This window comes from Lichenicoccus roseus, from assembly GCF_005844085.1.
Classification (GTDB): Bacteria; Pseudomonadota; Alphaproteobacteria; order Acetobacterales; family Acetobacteraceae; genus Lichenicoccus; species Lichenicoccus roseus.
Map to the genome: position 1 here is coordinate 340,598 of NZ_VCDI01000005.1, position 14,226 is coordinate 354,823.

Annotated in this window: 9 protein-coding genes and 2 pseudogenes; 5 read left to right on the top strand and 6 right to left on the bottom strand. The window is 60.6% G+C overall.

Annotated elements, in window-relative coordinates; all coding sequences use genetic code 11:
* Window positions 1–1,202: 1,202 nt before the first annotated feature.
* From FE263_RS22930 to FE263_RS15690, 5 genes are all read left to right on the top strand, one after another.
* Entirely contained in the window at window positions 1,203–2,129 is a 927-nt protein-coding gene (locus FE263_RS22930) for a nucleotidyl transferase AbiEii/AbiGii toxin family protein (RefSeq protein ID WP_171034133.1), read from the top strand.
* Window positions 2,130–2,583: 454 nt separating this feature from the next.
* Window positions 2,584–3,303, top strand: coding sequence for a TnsA endonuclease N-terminal domain-containing protein (locus FE263_RS15675; protein ID WP_138326956.1), 720 nt, complete (start codon window positions 2,584–2,586; stop codon window positions 3,301–3,303).
* Window positions 3,300–5,294 carry a Mu transposase C-terminal domain-containing protein gene (locus tag FE263_RS15680; protein WP_138326957.1) on the top strand — a complete coding sequence of 665 codons (1,995 nt, stop codon included), beginning with the start codon at window positions 3,300–3,302 and terminating at the stop codon, window positions 5,292–5,294. The genes FE263_RS15675 and FE263_RS15680 overlap by 4 nt, the downstream gene beginning before the upstream one ends.
* Window positions 5,295–5,307: 13 nt before the next feature.
* On the top strand, window positions 5,308–6,351 hold the full coding sequence (locus tag FE263_RS15685) for a TniB family NTP-binding protein (protein WP_171034134.1): 1,044 nt from the start codon (window positions 5,308–5,310) through the stop codon (window positions 6,349–6,351).
* Window positions 6,352–6,357: 6 nt separating this feature from the next.
* Window positions 6,358–7,770 (top strand): TniQ family protein, encoded by a 1,413-nt coding sequence (locus tag FE263_RS15690; RefSeq protein ID WP_138326959.1) that lies wholly within the window; start codon window positions 6,358–6,360, stop codon window positions 7,768–7,770.
* A 201-nt stretch (window positions 7,771–7,971) separates the two neighbouring features.
* Here FE263_RS15690 and FE263_RS22570 read toward each other — a convergent pair whose 3' ends face one another.
* From FE263_RS22570 to FE263_RS15710, 6 genes and pseudogenes are all read right to left on the bottom strand, one after another.
* Window positions 7,972–9,006: an HNH endonuclease domain-containing protein gene (locus FE263_RS22570; RefSeq protein ID WP_240759719.1), complete on the bottom strand. Its 1,035-nt coding sequence runs from the start codon at window positions 9,004–9,006 to the stop codon at window positions 7,972–7,974.
* 273 nt (window positions 9,007–9,279) lie between these two features.
* Window positions 9,280–9,918, bottom strand: a pseudogene (locus FE263_RS22935) (class I SAM-dependent methyltransferase); the annotation flags it as partial.
* 77 nt (window positions 9,919–9,995) lie between these two features.
* Window positions 9,996–10,550 (bottom strand): antitoxin Xre-like helix-turn-helix domain-containing protein, encoded by a 555-nt coding sequence (locus FE263_RS15700; protein WP_205880403.1) that lies wholly within the window; start codon window positions 10,548–10,550, stop codon window positions 9,996–9,998.
* A gap of 115 nt (window positions 10,551–10,665) precedes the next feature.
* A pseudogene (locus tag FE263_RS22575) lies at window positions 10,666–11,397 on the bottom strand (integrase core domain-containing protein); the annotation flags it as partial.
* A 107-nt stretch (window positions 11,398–11,504) separates the two neighbouring features.
* Complete coding sequence (locus FE263_RS22940; protein ID WP_408886200.1) at window positions 11,505–11,837, bottom strand: DUF6634 family protein; 333 nt, start codon at window positions 11,835–11,837, stop codon at window positions 11,505–11,507.
* Between the two features lie 78 nt (window positions 11,838–11,915).
* On the bottom strand, window positions 11,916–13,910 hold the full coding sequence (locus FE263_RS15710) for an AAA family ATPase (RefSeq protein WP_138326962.1): 1,995 nt from the start codon (window positions 13,908–13,910) through the stop codon (window positions 11,916–11,918).
* Window positions 13,911–14,226 lie beyond the last annotated feature (316 nt).

Genomic DNA, 14,226 nt, shown 5'->3' on the forward strand with positions numbered 1-14,226 from the left:
GACATCCGGACCGCGCATCCTTCGCTGGAGCTTCGAGGGAGCCTCCGACGTTGATGTCGTCGAAAAAGACATATGCGGTGTCCGGATCCGACATACAGGTCCAAATCGGACGATCATCGATTTAATGCGGTATGGCGCCCGGTGGGGTGAGCCAACTGCAGGAATCCTTGCCGCCCGAGCGTTCGTTGCGGCAGGCGGAAATTTGGCCGATGTGGCGCGCGTCGCTGAGGCAGTGAATGCCCCAAAAGCGGTACTGGACGCCGTGAGAACGTTAGCCCTGGTTCTGTCATAGGTCACTGCCGCTGCGAGGCGAAATCGTCAAAGACTTCCAGCCGTCGCCCGCCCTTTCCCTGGATGCGACCTCCAGCTTCCCAAGCCATTTGTGGTGAACGGCCCTTCCGGCACACGCCATTCTGGACATGTGGGAAACAGGTGACCGCCCCACGAAAACTTATCCTCGCTGTCCATACGGAATGGCCAGGTTTGTGAGCTGAGGTTCTATGACCAATGGTGTGCGATTGGGTTGTCACGGCCACTCGCGCGAACTTGCTGTCTTCGTGCAGACCGCCTCCACTGCCTGATGGGTGCCGGGCAGCTAAGGGTCGCAAGAATACTGACGGCCGACCCACTCCGTGGCAGTTCCAGCGGGGATTCAATAGACACACAACCTGATTTCTGCGTTGCCGAGGAGGCTTTCGAAGCCGAACGTCGGGCAGCTGGAAGCGGATGGTCCGTACGGCACGATTGCGGAACTGCAGTAGGAACTCCAACGCAAAAACAGCTGCGGCGAGCCGACACTGAAGCGGCTCAGATCTTCGAGCCGGTGGAACCGGACGTCCTGATCAGGGCGGTAGCCAGGCTCACGTTGTCCGACCGTGTGACATCACCTCCCTTGGCCACTGCCATCGGCGCCGTGCTGACGTGGGCGGCAATGCGACGGCTCTGATCCTGGTAAACCGTTGGCAAAACGCGAAGGTTCAAGCTCCTTCCGTATCTCCCCCGCACATCGTTCCAAAATAGACGGAATCTATAAAAAAGCGACTCGACTCGAGTGAGTTTGTCCTATTTCATGTCGACTGAGCACTCTTCAGGGGGCCTGACATGGAGGACGACCCAAGACGTGATCGTTGCCGCCGATGATGAAAGGGGCGCTTAGAAGGGCGGAATCGAGCGGCAGTCCAGCCACGATCATGCGGCTGCGAATGCATACCGCCGTCGAACGGACTTTGCGACAGCTTCAGGATAGTGAGCACAGGGACGACTTCAGTGTTCGTGGCGCATGGTCGTTCGCAGTCTGGCTAGGAGACCTGCCACGGTCGACACGAGGCCTCGACCTGGTGCACCACGGTCGCCACGCCGATCCGGTGGCCATTCTGCGAGAGGTGTTTCCCCAAGTCGGCAATGACGCCCTGATATGGGACGGATTAGACGTGTCCGAGGTCGGTTCGGCCTGGACTAGACGCAGTCGTATCCGGCTCCGTACACCCATCCAGGATGTCGTCGTCCCCCTCGTCGTCGACATCGCCCACCATGTGGGAGCGCCGTTATACGTTGAACGCCTTGGCGTCGTGCCCGTGTCTGGCAGACGGTTCCTGGTCAACTGCATGTCTAAGGAATGGCTGTTCGCCGAGAAGTGCGCCCTGCTGGTGACATATGGACCCGACCACACGAGGCTGCAGGATCTGTTTGATCTTCTCGAGATGAGCCGTAATTTTCAGTTCCAAGGCACCGCGCTCTGCGAAGCGTTCCAGATAGTGGCATCCAGTCGCGACGCCGAGAGAATGGTCCGGCGGCACGACGGCTACTGGGAAGCCTCCCTTGATCGCAGGAGATGCTCGTCAGGCTCTCTGCGCAGGTGGGAGGCTATAACCAGCACCGGACCAGGACAGCGGTCCTTCGCCTGCCTGCAGCAGGCTATCGCAGGGGTCCGGGACTTCGTATGGCCGATCCTCGACGCGGTTCGCGCCGAGCAGGATCATCCCGCCGTCTGGCGCCCGGGACTCGGCTGGGGTTCCCGGATACGGAGACAACCATGCATGCCAGCCCAGCTGCCGCTCCCGTTCGACACTGCGGCTAAACGAACAGGTCGATGCGCTCTTAAGCCCTTGTTCGAAGAGCAGAAACCGTAAAGGTTGAGACGGAACAACAGCTATCCCAGTCGCCCCGAGCGCCGTCGAGTATGGGAACGCAGAACCCGGCAGCGGTCGTGCCAAACCTGTTGACAATACGCAAGGAGTATGATCAGTTACCTCTCATGGCACGCATTGATCAGAACCCCGCTGGTCTGATGTCCAACCGGTTGGTTGGCAGCGTCCCGTTTGTCATGACCGGCTCCATATCGTCCTGAAGGTCGTCAACGCTCTTAAGTGAGCGTCTTCCCGCCTTGGACGGAGCCAACGTGATGCTTCCGAAGTTTAGTGGTCATGCCGCTGCCGCGGCCGTTCCGTGCTCTAATACCATTACGCTGGTCATACGCAAGACGTTCGACGCCGTCCTCTGACGGTTGCTTCGCCATTCTAGTAATGGCGCCTCGAATAGTCGCACCGCATCGTTTACCTCTAGATGCAAGACCAGGATTTCCCAATGGTCGTTAATGTCATCCGTCGCCCCACGACGAAGAAAGAACGCCTGCGCGCTGCACGCGCATGGGCCGAGGGACGCGAGACCTATGTTCCGTCGAGGAACGTAATTGTCCGCTCCCCCGTGCGCATCCTGCGCGAATTGGTCAGCGTTAAAATGGGCTGCAAGGTACCGTGCGAGTCTTCTATCGAGTACGACCACTTCGTCGTCCTCGACACCCGGCACGACGTGGCATCTTTCCGAGCACAACCGGAAATCATCCGCGTTCCTGATGAAACCGGAACTATCCGGCGTCACTATCCTGACGCACGGGTTGAGTTCACGAACGGCAAGGTGGAAATCCACGAGGTAAAGCCGGACAAGGTTGCCGCCAAACCGGAAGTGGTGGCCCAGCATGCGCTTGTTGCCGCCGAATATGCACGTCGCGGCTTGAGCTATGTCGTAGTGACAGAGAGTGACATCCGCCGCCAACCCCGTCTCGATAATGCCCGCCTCATCCGGTCCGCGCGGATGCACCGTCCCAGCCAAGCTACCTGGGCCTTCGTCAGCGTTGCATTGTCGAACGGGCCCCTACCGTTTACTGCGCTAGAAGCTTTGGCAGGCACCGTCTCGGCTAAGATGGAGCTGTTGGCTCTTACACTTCGCGGTCAACTCCACATGGAGTGGGAGCGGCTTCCCGTCGGTCCGGCAATCCTCGTCTCCCTCCAGGATGCCCCACGATGACCACAGTTCTCTGGCAGCTGGGCGAGGTCCTGGACCTGGTGGTCGGCGGCCATGCCACCCGCTACCGGATTTTGGGCAGGACGGGGGACGGCCTTAATCTCATCGGCGAGACCGACAGCCGAGCCCAATTTGTGCTGGAGTCCGAGCTCTGCCGGATGTGGGCCGCAGGCGAAGCACGACGTGTCCGCGACCCCAAGGATGTGCTGAACCGCGAGCAGAGACTCTTCGTGTCCCGCAGCATGGATACGATGACGGCCAGCGAGCGGGCCCATGCTAACTGGCTGGCGCCCTACCTGATGGCGATGAAGCGCGTGAAGAAGCGCATTGGTCCATCGAGCAGGCGGAAACTGGAAGAGCTCATCGACCGTGTGGCGGCCGAGAAAGGCCATGCCCGGAAGCCGAGCTGGCGGACTGTCGGCCACCACTTCCGGCAGATGCAGCTGCCCGGAGCGGACGGCCGCTGGCTGGCGCCCCGTGTATCGGCGCGTGGCAATCGGACTGCCCGCTATGGTGGTTTCGAGGCCATCATCGAAAAGGTACTTCGGGAACAGGTCCTCATTCCGAACCGACGCCCATTGACGCTCGTCCACGCGCATCTGCAGAGAGAACTCGATGCCTACCGGGCGGCCGCACCATCAGGGGAACGGGTTGCACCCAAAATCGACGTGAGGACGGTCCAGCGTCGGGTTAGCATGTTCCAAGCCAACGAGAAGGTCGCGGCTTGGCATGGGCCGAACGCCGCGCGGCGGAAGCACCGTCCTGTCGGGGCCGGACCAGAGGCCGATTGGCCTCAACAGCGGGTGGAAATCGACCACCACCTGCTCGACGTCCTCGTGACGCATCCAAAAACCGGAACGGTCCTTGGACGCCCGTGGCTGACAGTAGCCATCGACAAGTTCAGCCGCATGATTGTCGGCTTGCATGTCGGCTTCGAGGAACCAGGCGACCTGACCGTGATGCTGTGCCTGCGCCAGGCAATCAAGCCGAAGGTCCAGATGCTCCGCGACTACGAGATGCCTGTTGATGCCTGGCCATGCCAAGGCCTCCCGGAGACGATTGTCGTCGACAATGGCCCGGAATTCCACAGTTCGTCGCTCGACGACGCCACCACGCAACTCGGGATTGATGTCCTATATTGCGCGACAAGGACCCCAGAGCAGAAGGGAAGCATCGAACGCTGGTTCGGTAGCCTATCGACGGGCCTTATTCATGCCCTACCAGGAACGACGAAATCCAATACGGTGGCTCGGGGCGAGTACAAGAGTGAAAAAGAAGCGGTATTAACCATCGCCGAGCTTCGCGAGCTCATCGTGCGATGGGTGGTCGGGGAATACTCCATCCGGGTCCATGAAGGCTTCAAGGGGATTCCCCTGGACCAATGGCGCCAAGGCGTCGCCGCGCATCCGGTCGCGCTACCGACGGAAGTTGAGGACCTCGACGTGCTCTTGTCACCAACTGAGGAGAGGACCCTGACGCGGCAGGGCGTAAGGCTACACGGCCTTCATTACTCTACCAATCATCGACGTCTCGGCGAGCTCCTTAACGCGCATGACAAGCCGGACAAGTCGGTCATCAAGTTCGACCCGAGCGACCTGGGCGAGGTACGGCTACTCGATTGGCAGATGAACCGCTTCCTGCCGCTGCGATGTCTCCAGTTCGAGTATGCAGACGGATTGACGCTCCGCGAGCATCAGGAGGTCACTAATTGCGCCCGCGACAAATTGGATGAGGGCGGTCGGCTGTACGAGTCCGACTTGCTCGCACACCGCGGGTGGATGTCCGGCAAAATCGACGAGCTGAACGCGCGAGGGAAGTTGAAGGGACGCAGGGCCGCACGCTTCTCCGGCGCCGATGAGGGTGTCGCACCGGTCCGACCGCGGAAATCAGTACCGGCGCCGGAGGCCGGGGACGCTCTCGGCCTGCCCGACCCGTCCAACGACGATGACGACGAATTCGCCGACCTCGGCATCACCATCCAAACCATCCGCTGAACGGAGCAAGCTCATGAGCGTGGCGCTAACAAACCTTGAAGCCACTATCCCTTTGACATCCATCGAGAAGGTCATCGCGTTCAAGAACGCATATTTAAGATCTCCACTTTTGGCGGAGGTGGAGAAGGACCTCGAGCGCCTGTTCGACTACGGGCAGGTCGGAGCCCAGAGCGGAACATCGGCAAACACGTACATGCTCGTCGGCGCACCCGGCAGCGGTAAGACGGGCGCTCTTCGTCGCTTTGAGAACAGACATCCAAAAGTTCAGGAGGCCGAACGAGACGTCTACCCAGTCCTCTACGTTGAGGTTCCGCCATGCACCACCAGGAAGGCCCTCGCCGAAAGAATCCTTCAAGCGCTGCGGGCATTTGTTCCAGCCAACAGCACCGAGATCCGCCTGACGGAAAAGGTGCGGAAACATCTCCGTGACCAGGGAGTAAAGGTGCTCGTGCTGGACGAGGCCCAGCATCTCACGAACCCGGAGAGGAGACGCCTGAATTATGAGGCCGCCGATTGGGTGAAGGGCATCGCGAACGACGGCACTTGTTCGGTGGTCCTCGCGGGGGTGCTGGAGGCGTGGGAGGTCTACCGCTACAACGGACAGCTCAGCCGTCGCTCGCTCGGCAACCGTATGCTTACAGCCTATCGCGTTTCGGAGCGCGGCGGATTGCATGCCTTCCGCGGATTGCTGGACATGTTCGAAGGAATCCTGCCCTTCGACGAACGCTCGAACCTGAAGGACGACCTCACGGCCCTGCGCATCCACCGGCAGGTCGGAGGCCTCATTGGACGACTGTCCGATTTCCTGGCCGCCGCCCTGGTCCTGGCGCTCGAGGAGGGACTTCAGTGCCTGACGCCCGACGTGCTCCGGGAGGTCGCTATCCAACAGTGTCCGCTGGACAATCCCGACTGGCAAAACCCGTTCGATATGAACAGAAATGAACTGATGGCCGCCGCGGTGGAGGAGGAAGGACGGCCCTCGGTCATCGGCATCGACCTGCCGACCAACCTCCGCCGAGGACCGCGGTTAATGACCCAGCGCGATGTCCTCGCCTGAACCTCTATGGTCTGCGGGGACGGCAGGCTTCCGCTGCGCGCCGCTCCAGTTGTCGGAGAGACAATCCTCGGCTTTCTCGTCAGGCTGGCCGAACGGAACGGCCTACATCTAGGGCTGCCGTTCGCCCGGTCGCTCGGGATACCGTTCGCCACCCTGACGATGGCGGCGACAGGCGAGTTCGACCTCGCTCAACTGGCCATTGCCTCGCAGATCCCTCTGTCGACCCTGCTCGCCATGACCTACCGCGGCGAGCAGGGACGTCCCCTCTCGTTCCGAGGCAGGCCGGTTTCCCGGCGGGCGCTGATCTTCGCAAGGAGATCCTTCTGCCCGGCATGCTTAGCCGAGAAGCCGTATCACCGCGACATGTGGGATCTGGCTCTGTCCACGGCATGCCTCCGTCATAGGACCCTGCTTTCCAATGAGTGCCATGCCTGCGGGAAGACCACTGGTTGGAGGGACAGCTCAATCAGAACATGCCGATGCGGATTCGACCTGTCCCGATCCCCCATGCAGGCAATCCCGGACGGTGCCCTGGCGGCCATATCGGAGGTGCATGTCCTATTTGGCACCGACGATGTGCTCGACGATCCCCGTTCCACGCCCTGGCCCAAGGTTCTGCGATCGCTGGGGGCGGAGGAGGCGTCTTCTTTGATGTTCCATCTCGGCTGGTATGCCTCGAGCAGGTCTGGCATTCCACGATCGCTGGCAGACCCCGCATTCCTGGATGCCGTCCCCTCGATTTTGACCCTGGGCTACCAGATCGGACTGGACTGGCCTGAGGCCTTTCACGCCTTCCTATCGCGCTGCGCGGCCCTGACCCCGGCGGAAGGCAGATACGGCGCCCGCAGAGCGTTTGGACCCATCCTCGGATGGATGACTTCCCTCGACAAGGGAAGCCCCCTGTCACCCCTTCTGTGGCGGGAGCTGGAGCGGTTCATGGCCAGCCGTCCCGAACTACGCACCAAATGCCCGCGTCTGGCCCCCGCGCCGGAGGCGGGCAGCTTCCTGACGCTGACGCAAGCATCGCGGACGTTGCATCGATCCGTCGAGCGCGTCGGCCCCGTGCTGAAACGGCACGGATTTTTTGTCGAGTCCGACGGCAACGGCAAGGGTGCACCAATCCTTCTCAGGAAATCCGATGTCGAACGGTTGGCTGCCGAGCTAGTCGGTCTTGAAGGAAAGAAAGCCGTGCAGCGTCGTCTGAGTTGCAGTTTCGAGACCCTGGAGAGGATCCTGAAAACCGGAGTCCTGCCGCCAGTCGACGGAGTTGTAGCCGAACTATCCGGAAAACCTCGATGGCGGGCGTCGGACGTACAGGCTTTCTTGAAGGCCTTCGAAGAGGTCCCGCCACAACGCGACACTATGGATCCGTCGCCCGCAGCCATCCTTCTCGGCCGTATGGCAGCCCCACCGGCGTGATACTCCACCGCTACGATTGAAACCTTTGGAACCAGGGTGGCTATTAAGTGGGCATGCTTCTCCCTTCCGGTCTAGGGCCAGGGAGCATGGCTTAGATTTTGAAAGTCAGATAACGACACTATTTGGCGCTAACGAACTTCCAAAGTCGCCAAGCCCTTGCTCCCACGCAAGCTCACCAATTCTCAATGCTGTCCGCAAGCTTCATCTCCTTGAGTCCCATTCCGGGACTCCTTGGTTCTGCCGCAGCCTTAGACGCTGTAGGTCAACGGCAGCAAACAGCTCCGGTAACTGAATGTCGGCGCGGGAAGACAAGGCTGGAAGGCTGGCTTGAGCCTCCATGAGGAAGCGCCCAGGTAGTAGGCCGTCTTGCCGGGAGAGATAGGCCTCTGACCACCACTCCTCGATACGCGCGCTCGCATCCTGAAGTGCCTGGCTGGATGGCAAGCGGTCTCGTTTGCTATGTTGATTCACCGTGCGATCAGCAGGCATCAAGTTCCAAAGATCGCCACAGGGCCATGCCGACCACGGCAGGCAATGGTCGACGTCGAGGTTCTGTGGCCCCAGTCGCTTGCCACTCCAGACGCAGCGAACCTCGCGTCCACCCTGCATCATCTTGACCGCTATCGACCGCGATATCGCCACATCACGGTCTGGATCCGACCAAGCCATGGCAGCTGCGATGACGTCGCTCTCTGTGGAGCGACCCTGTGACGTTGCGTAGGTCCGAACGAGCCTCGTCCACTCCGACACCAGGGCTGGTTCGATCCAGCACGCAAGCTGCGCCATCGCCGTCCAGAGGTGCCTGGGGACACGCATCACACCATACGACTCAAGCGCCTCCTGCCCGAGTGTGAACGACCCGGCAGGCCGCCTCCCCGTAGAGCGAGAGCAATCAAGTATGCGTCCTCCGCCGGGATAGGTAAGGAAGGTCGCGGGCATTCGACAAATATGGTCGACCGCGTCCTTCAGGGCGGCCTGGATGGCGGCGGCCTGCGGACCAACAAAAGTGGCACCGATACGCAGGTCGCGCTGGGAGACGTCCTGATCGAACATCGCGTCCCACCCCGGTCCGGCGAAGCCTAGCCCTTTACCGCCTCGTCGATTGCCCGGAGCTTGCGGCAAATTAGCCGCGATTAAGGGCATGTAGAGTCGCAGCCAGTAGAGGCCGACCAGGCCAAGCGGTACCGTAACGTGGTCTTCGCCGTCAGTGGCGAGGCCTGCCGCCCCATCGGCCATTCTGCACAGTGCTCGGAGCAGCCCCAGCTTATAGGTGGCACTCTTCGCATCGGATAAAATGAGGTGGCGGAGAAGCGGCAAAGCTCCAGCGCCATCGTCGGGTAGGCGCAGGACGATGTTTGTCCAGGTGACTTCTGACCGGCTGAGAGGGTCATCCGCACGCACGACCCGGATGACTTGCACCCCATGATCTCGTGCAAGCGCAAGAATCTCGGTTGAGTGCACGGGGTGATCACCACGGCCTGAATCGGGACCGCTCCTCAGGGTCATCACCAACAGACCGCCCGACTTCAACAAGGAGACCATTTTGCGGAACGCGCGTGGGCGTTCTGAAGGATGGACGTGCTGCCAGACCGCGTTGACACACACAAGGTCTGCAGCAAGACCTAACCGAGCTGCGGCTGCCAAACCCGGTAAACCATCTGCTACCCATCGTACGCCGGGGGCAGCTGTTGCCATCCCGTGATCTCGCAAACCACTGGAAGGCTCGATCGCCACGACCTCATAGCCCAGGCCAGCGAATGCTCGAGCATCTCGCCCGCTGCCCGCACCGACATCGAATATCACCGCGGGTCGGTCAGGAAGCAGGTCAGCTAACCATTCTTGCCGTGAGATTGGGAGAAGCTGATCGTATAGCGTCGCCGCATATGTCGCGTGAGAGTCATACCAATTATGGGGTGGCGTAGACACTGCTATCCCCCAGTACGACTGCAATCCACCTTCAAGCGCCAAGGGTAGCCAGTGGTAAGCCTCAATATCAAGCCCGCAATACAGCCGCTTCCTCTGCCTTCGCAGGGCCAGGTCGCAGGAAGAGAAGTAGCTGTGACTGCTCAAACCCGCCCTCGAAGGAGCCCCCACTGGAGGAACCGAACTCAGGACCGCTGGGCTGGAATGGAGGACTTTCCGCCGCACCCGCTAACTGTGACTAAAACTGAGGCGATGAGATTCGCAATAAGAGATGTAGATCTCTTCTCAGCGAGAAGCTGCAATCAACTGAAGACAATGTCGCTGTCAATGTAGGGACGGAAATCTTTATCTACTTCATTTGGTGCGATCGCGGCACCGAAGACGGCTGCATCCAGGAAGTCACGGGCCGCAAGCAAGCCAGCCAACGTGCCTCCAGCCACTAGAGCCAGAGGCGCGCTGCCTTTGAACGGCCTGGCTCGATGAGTCCCTTTCAGCCAAGCGACCTGCTCCTCCTGGGTCGAGAAGAGGATTCCTAAGGCTGCGTAGATGCCGAGCACAGCGGACAGCCGTGTAAGCGTATCCACGTCAAGCGTTAGATCGCAATGTGCCTTAGCCTTGCTGACCCAGTTCTGAAAGGTAGATCTGGATGGTAGACCAAGAATCAGGCGGCGCTGGGTTTCATTTAACTGCCAGACGTCAGCGATAGCTGTGAAAGTTCGGACTCCAGGGCCGCTCAGCCGTCGGCGATTCTCCGGGCTATAGCGGTCCACGTCGAGCACGAATGGCCCTGACGAGCGCCCTGTGCCATCAAGCCATGGTGGGTAAAGTTCATCTGCCCCGGCCATAAGCACACCCATGGTCCTTGTCCAGATCTGGACATACACCTACTGGGCATCTTCAGCAAGGTTGTTCGGACCCATCAAGGGATTGACCCCGCGCCCGATGTGTTTCGTTCGTAGGCGGAGCCGTATCTCAGTAGGCCGCTGTTTGCGGCGTGATAAAGGCCGTTGGGGTGAGCCCGTTGAGGTTCGTGTATAGGCGCACGTGATTGTAGTCGACCCTTCATGCTCGACGATCCATCGCGCGCCAGTTGGGCTTCTGAACAAGTGCTCGTTGCAGATCCATGCATGCGTCGAACGTTCCTGAACGGCCATGGACGCTTCTCACGAACCCGATTTGCTGCGGTTTGCCGGGTGACCGTGAAATTCATTGATCTGACGCAGCTCGTGCCCGATCCGCAACCCGGAGAGCGATGTATCAACCGCCAGGGCGAGGCACTCACGGTTGAAGTTGTCTACCACCGCCAGCCTGGAACCGGCGGCCGTTGTTAATAGCATCAGAGAAGTAGTCGAGCGACCAGCGCCGGTTCGGCGCTTCCGGTAGGACCATCGGCAAGCGCGTTCCAAGCACCCGCTTGCGGCTGCTTCGCTTGGGCACGCCCAGCTTCTCCTGGCGGTACAGCCGGAACGGCTTCTTGTGGTTCAGCCGAAGGCCCTTCCGCGCCAGCAGGATATGCAGGCGCCTGCAGCCGAACCGCCGCCGCTCGGCAGTCAACGCCCGCCGCCGGTGTCGCAGCGCCGTGTCGTCTAGTCTGAGGCTGGCATAGCAGAACGTCTTCGACTGCATGCCGACCAGTCCGCAGGCTTGCCTCTGCGAGTAGTCCCTCTGATCCATCGCCCAGGTCACGGCAGAGCGCTGCGGGCCGCGGTGTCACCTCGATCTGCAGTCCCCTCAAGCCTGAGCTTCGAAAGCTAGGTGTCAGACCCCAGCAAGCAATAGCGCTTACGGTTGGACCAGGTGCCACAGCGTCCTCAGTGTGCGTGCTCCCCTTGGGCTGACCGCCCAAGGCGGTAGTGGCGCGACAGTGTGCGCGCCCACCCAAGCTCGGGGGCGAGGACCCAAACTGCAGACGTTACGATTTCTGGCCCCCACAGTGTCGGATGCCCGTGAACTACCCCACGGAGGCAGGAGTCTGGTCGCCGGTCGACCGTCCAGCGCTCCAGAAGAGGAGCGGCCTCCAGCACATCAGATTGAGGCCGCCTGCCCTCCGCGAGGCGGCGTAGGTCCGAAACCAGTGCCTCTAGTCGGCTAATCTCGAAATGGATGTCACCAAGTACGGCTTCGCGCGTGATGAGGATTGGCATCGTGTGTCCTGCCAAGAATGGAGTTGAAGTCTGTATTGTCCGGTATCTCGATCAAGGCTGGGCCGTAGGCCACCAAACTTATCCTGACAGAGCGAGCTCCACATCTCGACCCTGGAGCACGCGCTTTCTCACGAGGGCCGAGGCCACCGTTAGCAGGGCTGCAACGTGGTGGGTGACGATGGCACGCGACGCCGAGTAAGCCTCATCCAACTGGTTCCGCACCTGCTCAGCCAGCTGCACATCCGTCGTGAGTTGTGTCCTGAGGTCATGCGCTTGGATACGACCACGCCAGACGAGGCCGCCTAGTCTATCCAGACCCAGCGCCAGTGCTGCGTCGACAGCAAGACTTGTAGACCTTCCCAAATCACTATCGATGGATCCGCCTGAACCGGAGGAGACCACACCAAAAACTTCCTCTTCGGCTGCTCGTCCTGCCAAGAGGATCATCAACTCGATTTTGATGTCGGACGCTCGCTTCAACAGCTGCCCTTTTAGGGCAATGGAGGTTGTTCCCTGTGAAAGGCCCTTCGACTGGATGGAGACGGCTTGAAGACAGCCGGGTAGCAGCGTCCCGGCAACGATTGCGTGGCCCGCCTCGTGCACTGCGGTTAGCCAGAGCTCCTCGGCTGACCGGTCATCCACGCCGCCGATCTCCTCCATCAAGTCGGCCAAGACCATCTGTCGGTTCGCCGACCGTGCCCGCCTCCGGGCGCCGCGCACCAGACGCTCGCAGTCCGCACCACTGGATCCATCAGCCGCAAGCACTGCGTCGTCGAGGTTCTGCGACTTCAAGTCTGAGCCAAGATGCTCCCGCAAAATACCCACGAGGGCCGCTCGATCGGGTAATTTGATTCGAATATGCCGGTCTAGTCGACCGCTCCTCACAAGGGCGGGGTCAAGTTTCTCCGGATAGTTGCATGCCGCTAGCAGGATGACGCCTTCACGCCCTTCAACGCCATCGATCTCCGCCAACAAGGCATTGACCACCTGGATTTCCCACTCGGCATAGTGGTGGGTGACTGTCCCGCGGTTTGGGAGAGAATCTACTTCGTCGATGAACAGGACTGCCGGTGCGGCCGCGCGTGCTTCGTTGAACGTGTTCTTCATGGCTTTCAACAGGTCGCCCTGATGAGCCCTGCCGGTGCCGAGCCATTGACCGTAGGAGCCGGTGATGAGCGTTGCCTCACAGGTGGTTGCAAGCCCCCGCGCAAATAGTGTTTTACCGCAACCTGGCGGCCCGGAGAGCAAACAGCCACGGTCGACATCGACCCATGCAATCTCTCCACGCCTGTAGAGGGTCAGGTCACGCGCCACATCTCGACCCCATGCTACGGCCTCATCCATGCCGTGTAGTCGATCAAGGGTCGGCAGCTGGCGGGGAGATGATTTCCGCACCTCTACCGTCTGGGCTCCACTCTTAAGTAGATGCTTCAACTTCTCGATGTAGGCGTCTGCACTCTGTCCAGGTCGGCGGGCCCACCGTAGCAGTCTCGGTGTCAATGCTGCCGCTTCTTCATCGCTAAGGGCCATGGTCGGCTCGTGGCCGGACAGCCTCCGGGCGATAAAACTGATATCGCGACTGTTTAGTGGCATCAGGGTGAGAAAGACGTCAGCCCCCTGGCGTACGTCCGGAGGCAGCCAGCATAGGTCACCAACAAGTGCCGCTGCGTGCTTTCCTTCCGATACCGCCTGCGAAAAAGCCTCGTTGACGGCCTCCTTGCTGGAGGAGCCTGGTGGCTCTTCGGGTGTCCAGCAGACCCAAGAGCCTCTTTCTCCCCACATGCGCTCGCTGACATAGGTCGGCGACATATCGCAACGACCTCGCCGCTTCCAGTCGTGAGTAGCTAGTAGAATCCAGGAGAGCTCTGTCGACACGAGGATCGCGACGACACCATCAGCGCCTGCTTCCGCAAATGTTGTCGCTGCAGCTTTTAGCGCTTGGTCAATCAGGAGGCTGACGGCAAGTTTCGCCGGGTCCTCAAGTTGGGACGCTTCGGCAGCGATGGAATCTGGGCCAGGGTCCGAGAATGTATGCTCGTGTACAGGTTCAGCGTTTGAGGTAGTGCCGGGCATAGGGCAACTCGCAAGCAACAGGGGGACGAACGGACGGAATGACGACTGGCTTGTGCCGGTCGGTCATATCGACGGTGCGCGGTGGGTCCCTGTAGCGGTCAAGAGGCTCTCCATGTCAGCCAGACCTTCATCTGATTGGCAAGCCAACATCGTGTAGCTCAATGAGAACATATTGGCAACCGGCGTTGCGCTTAAGATCGACCGCTTTACGGGTTCTAGTGTTATCGGCGGTCAGGGCTCGTCCCCGCGCTCGCGCAAGCGCACTCTAGAGTGAAGCCGTCCAGCCCCCCCTGCCTTAGCTGGGATGCTTGGTTCA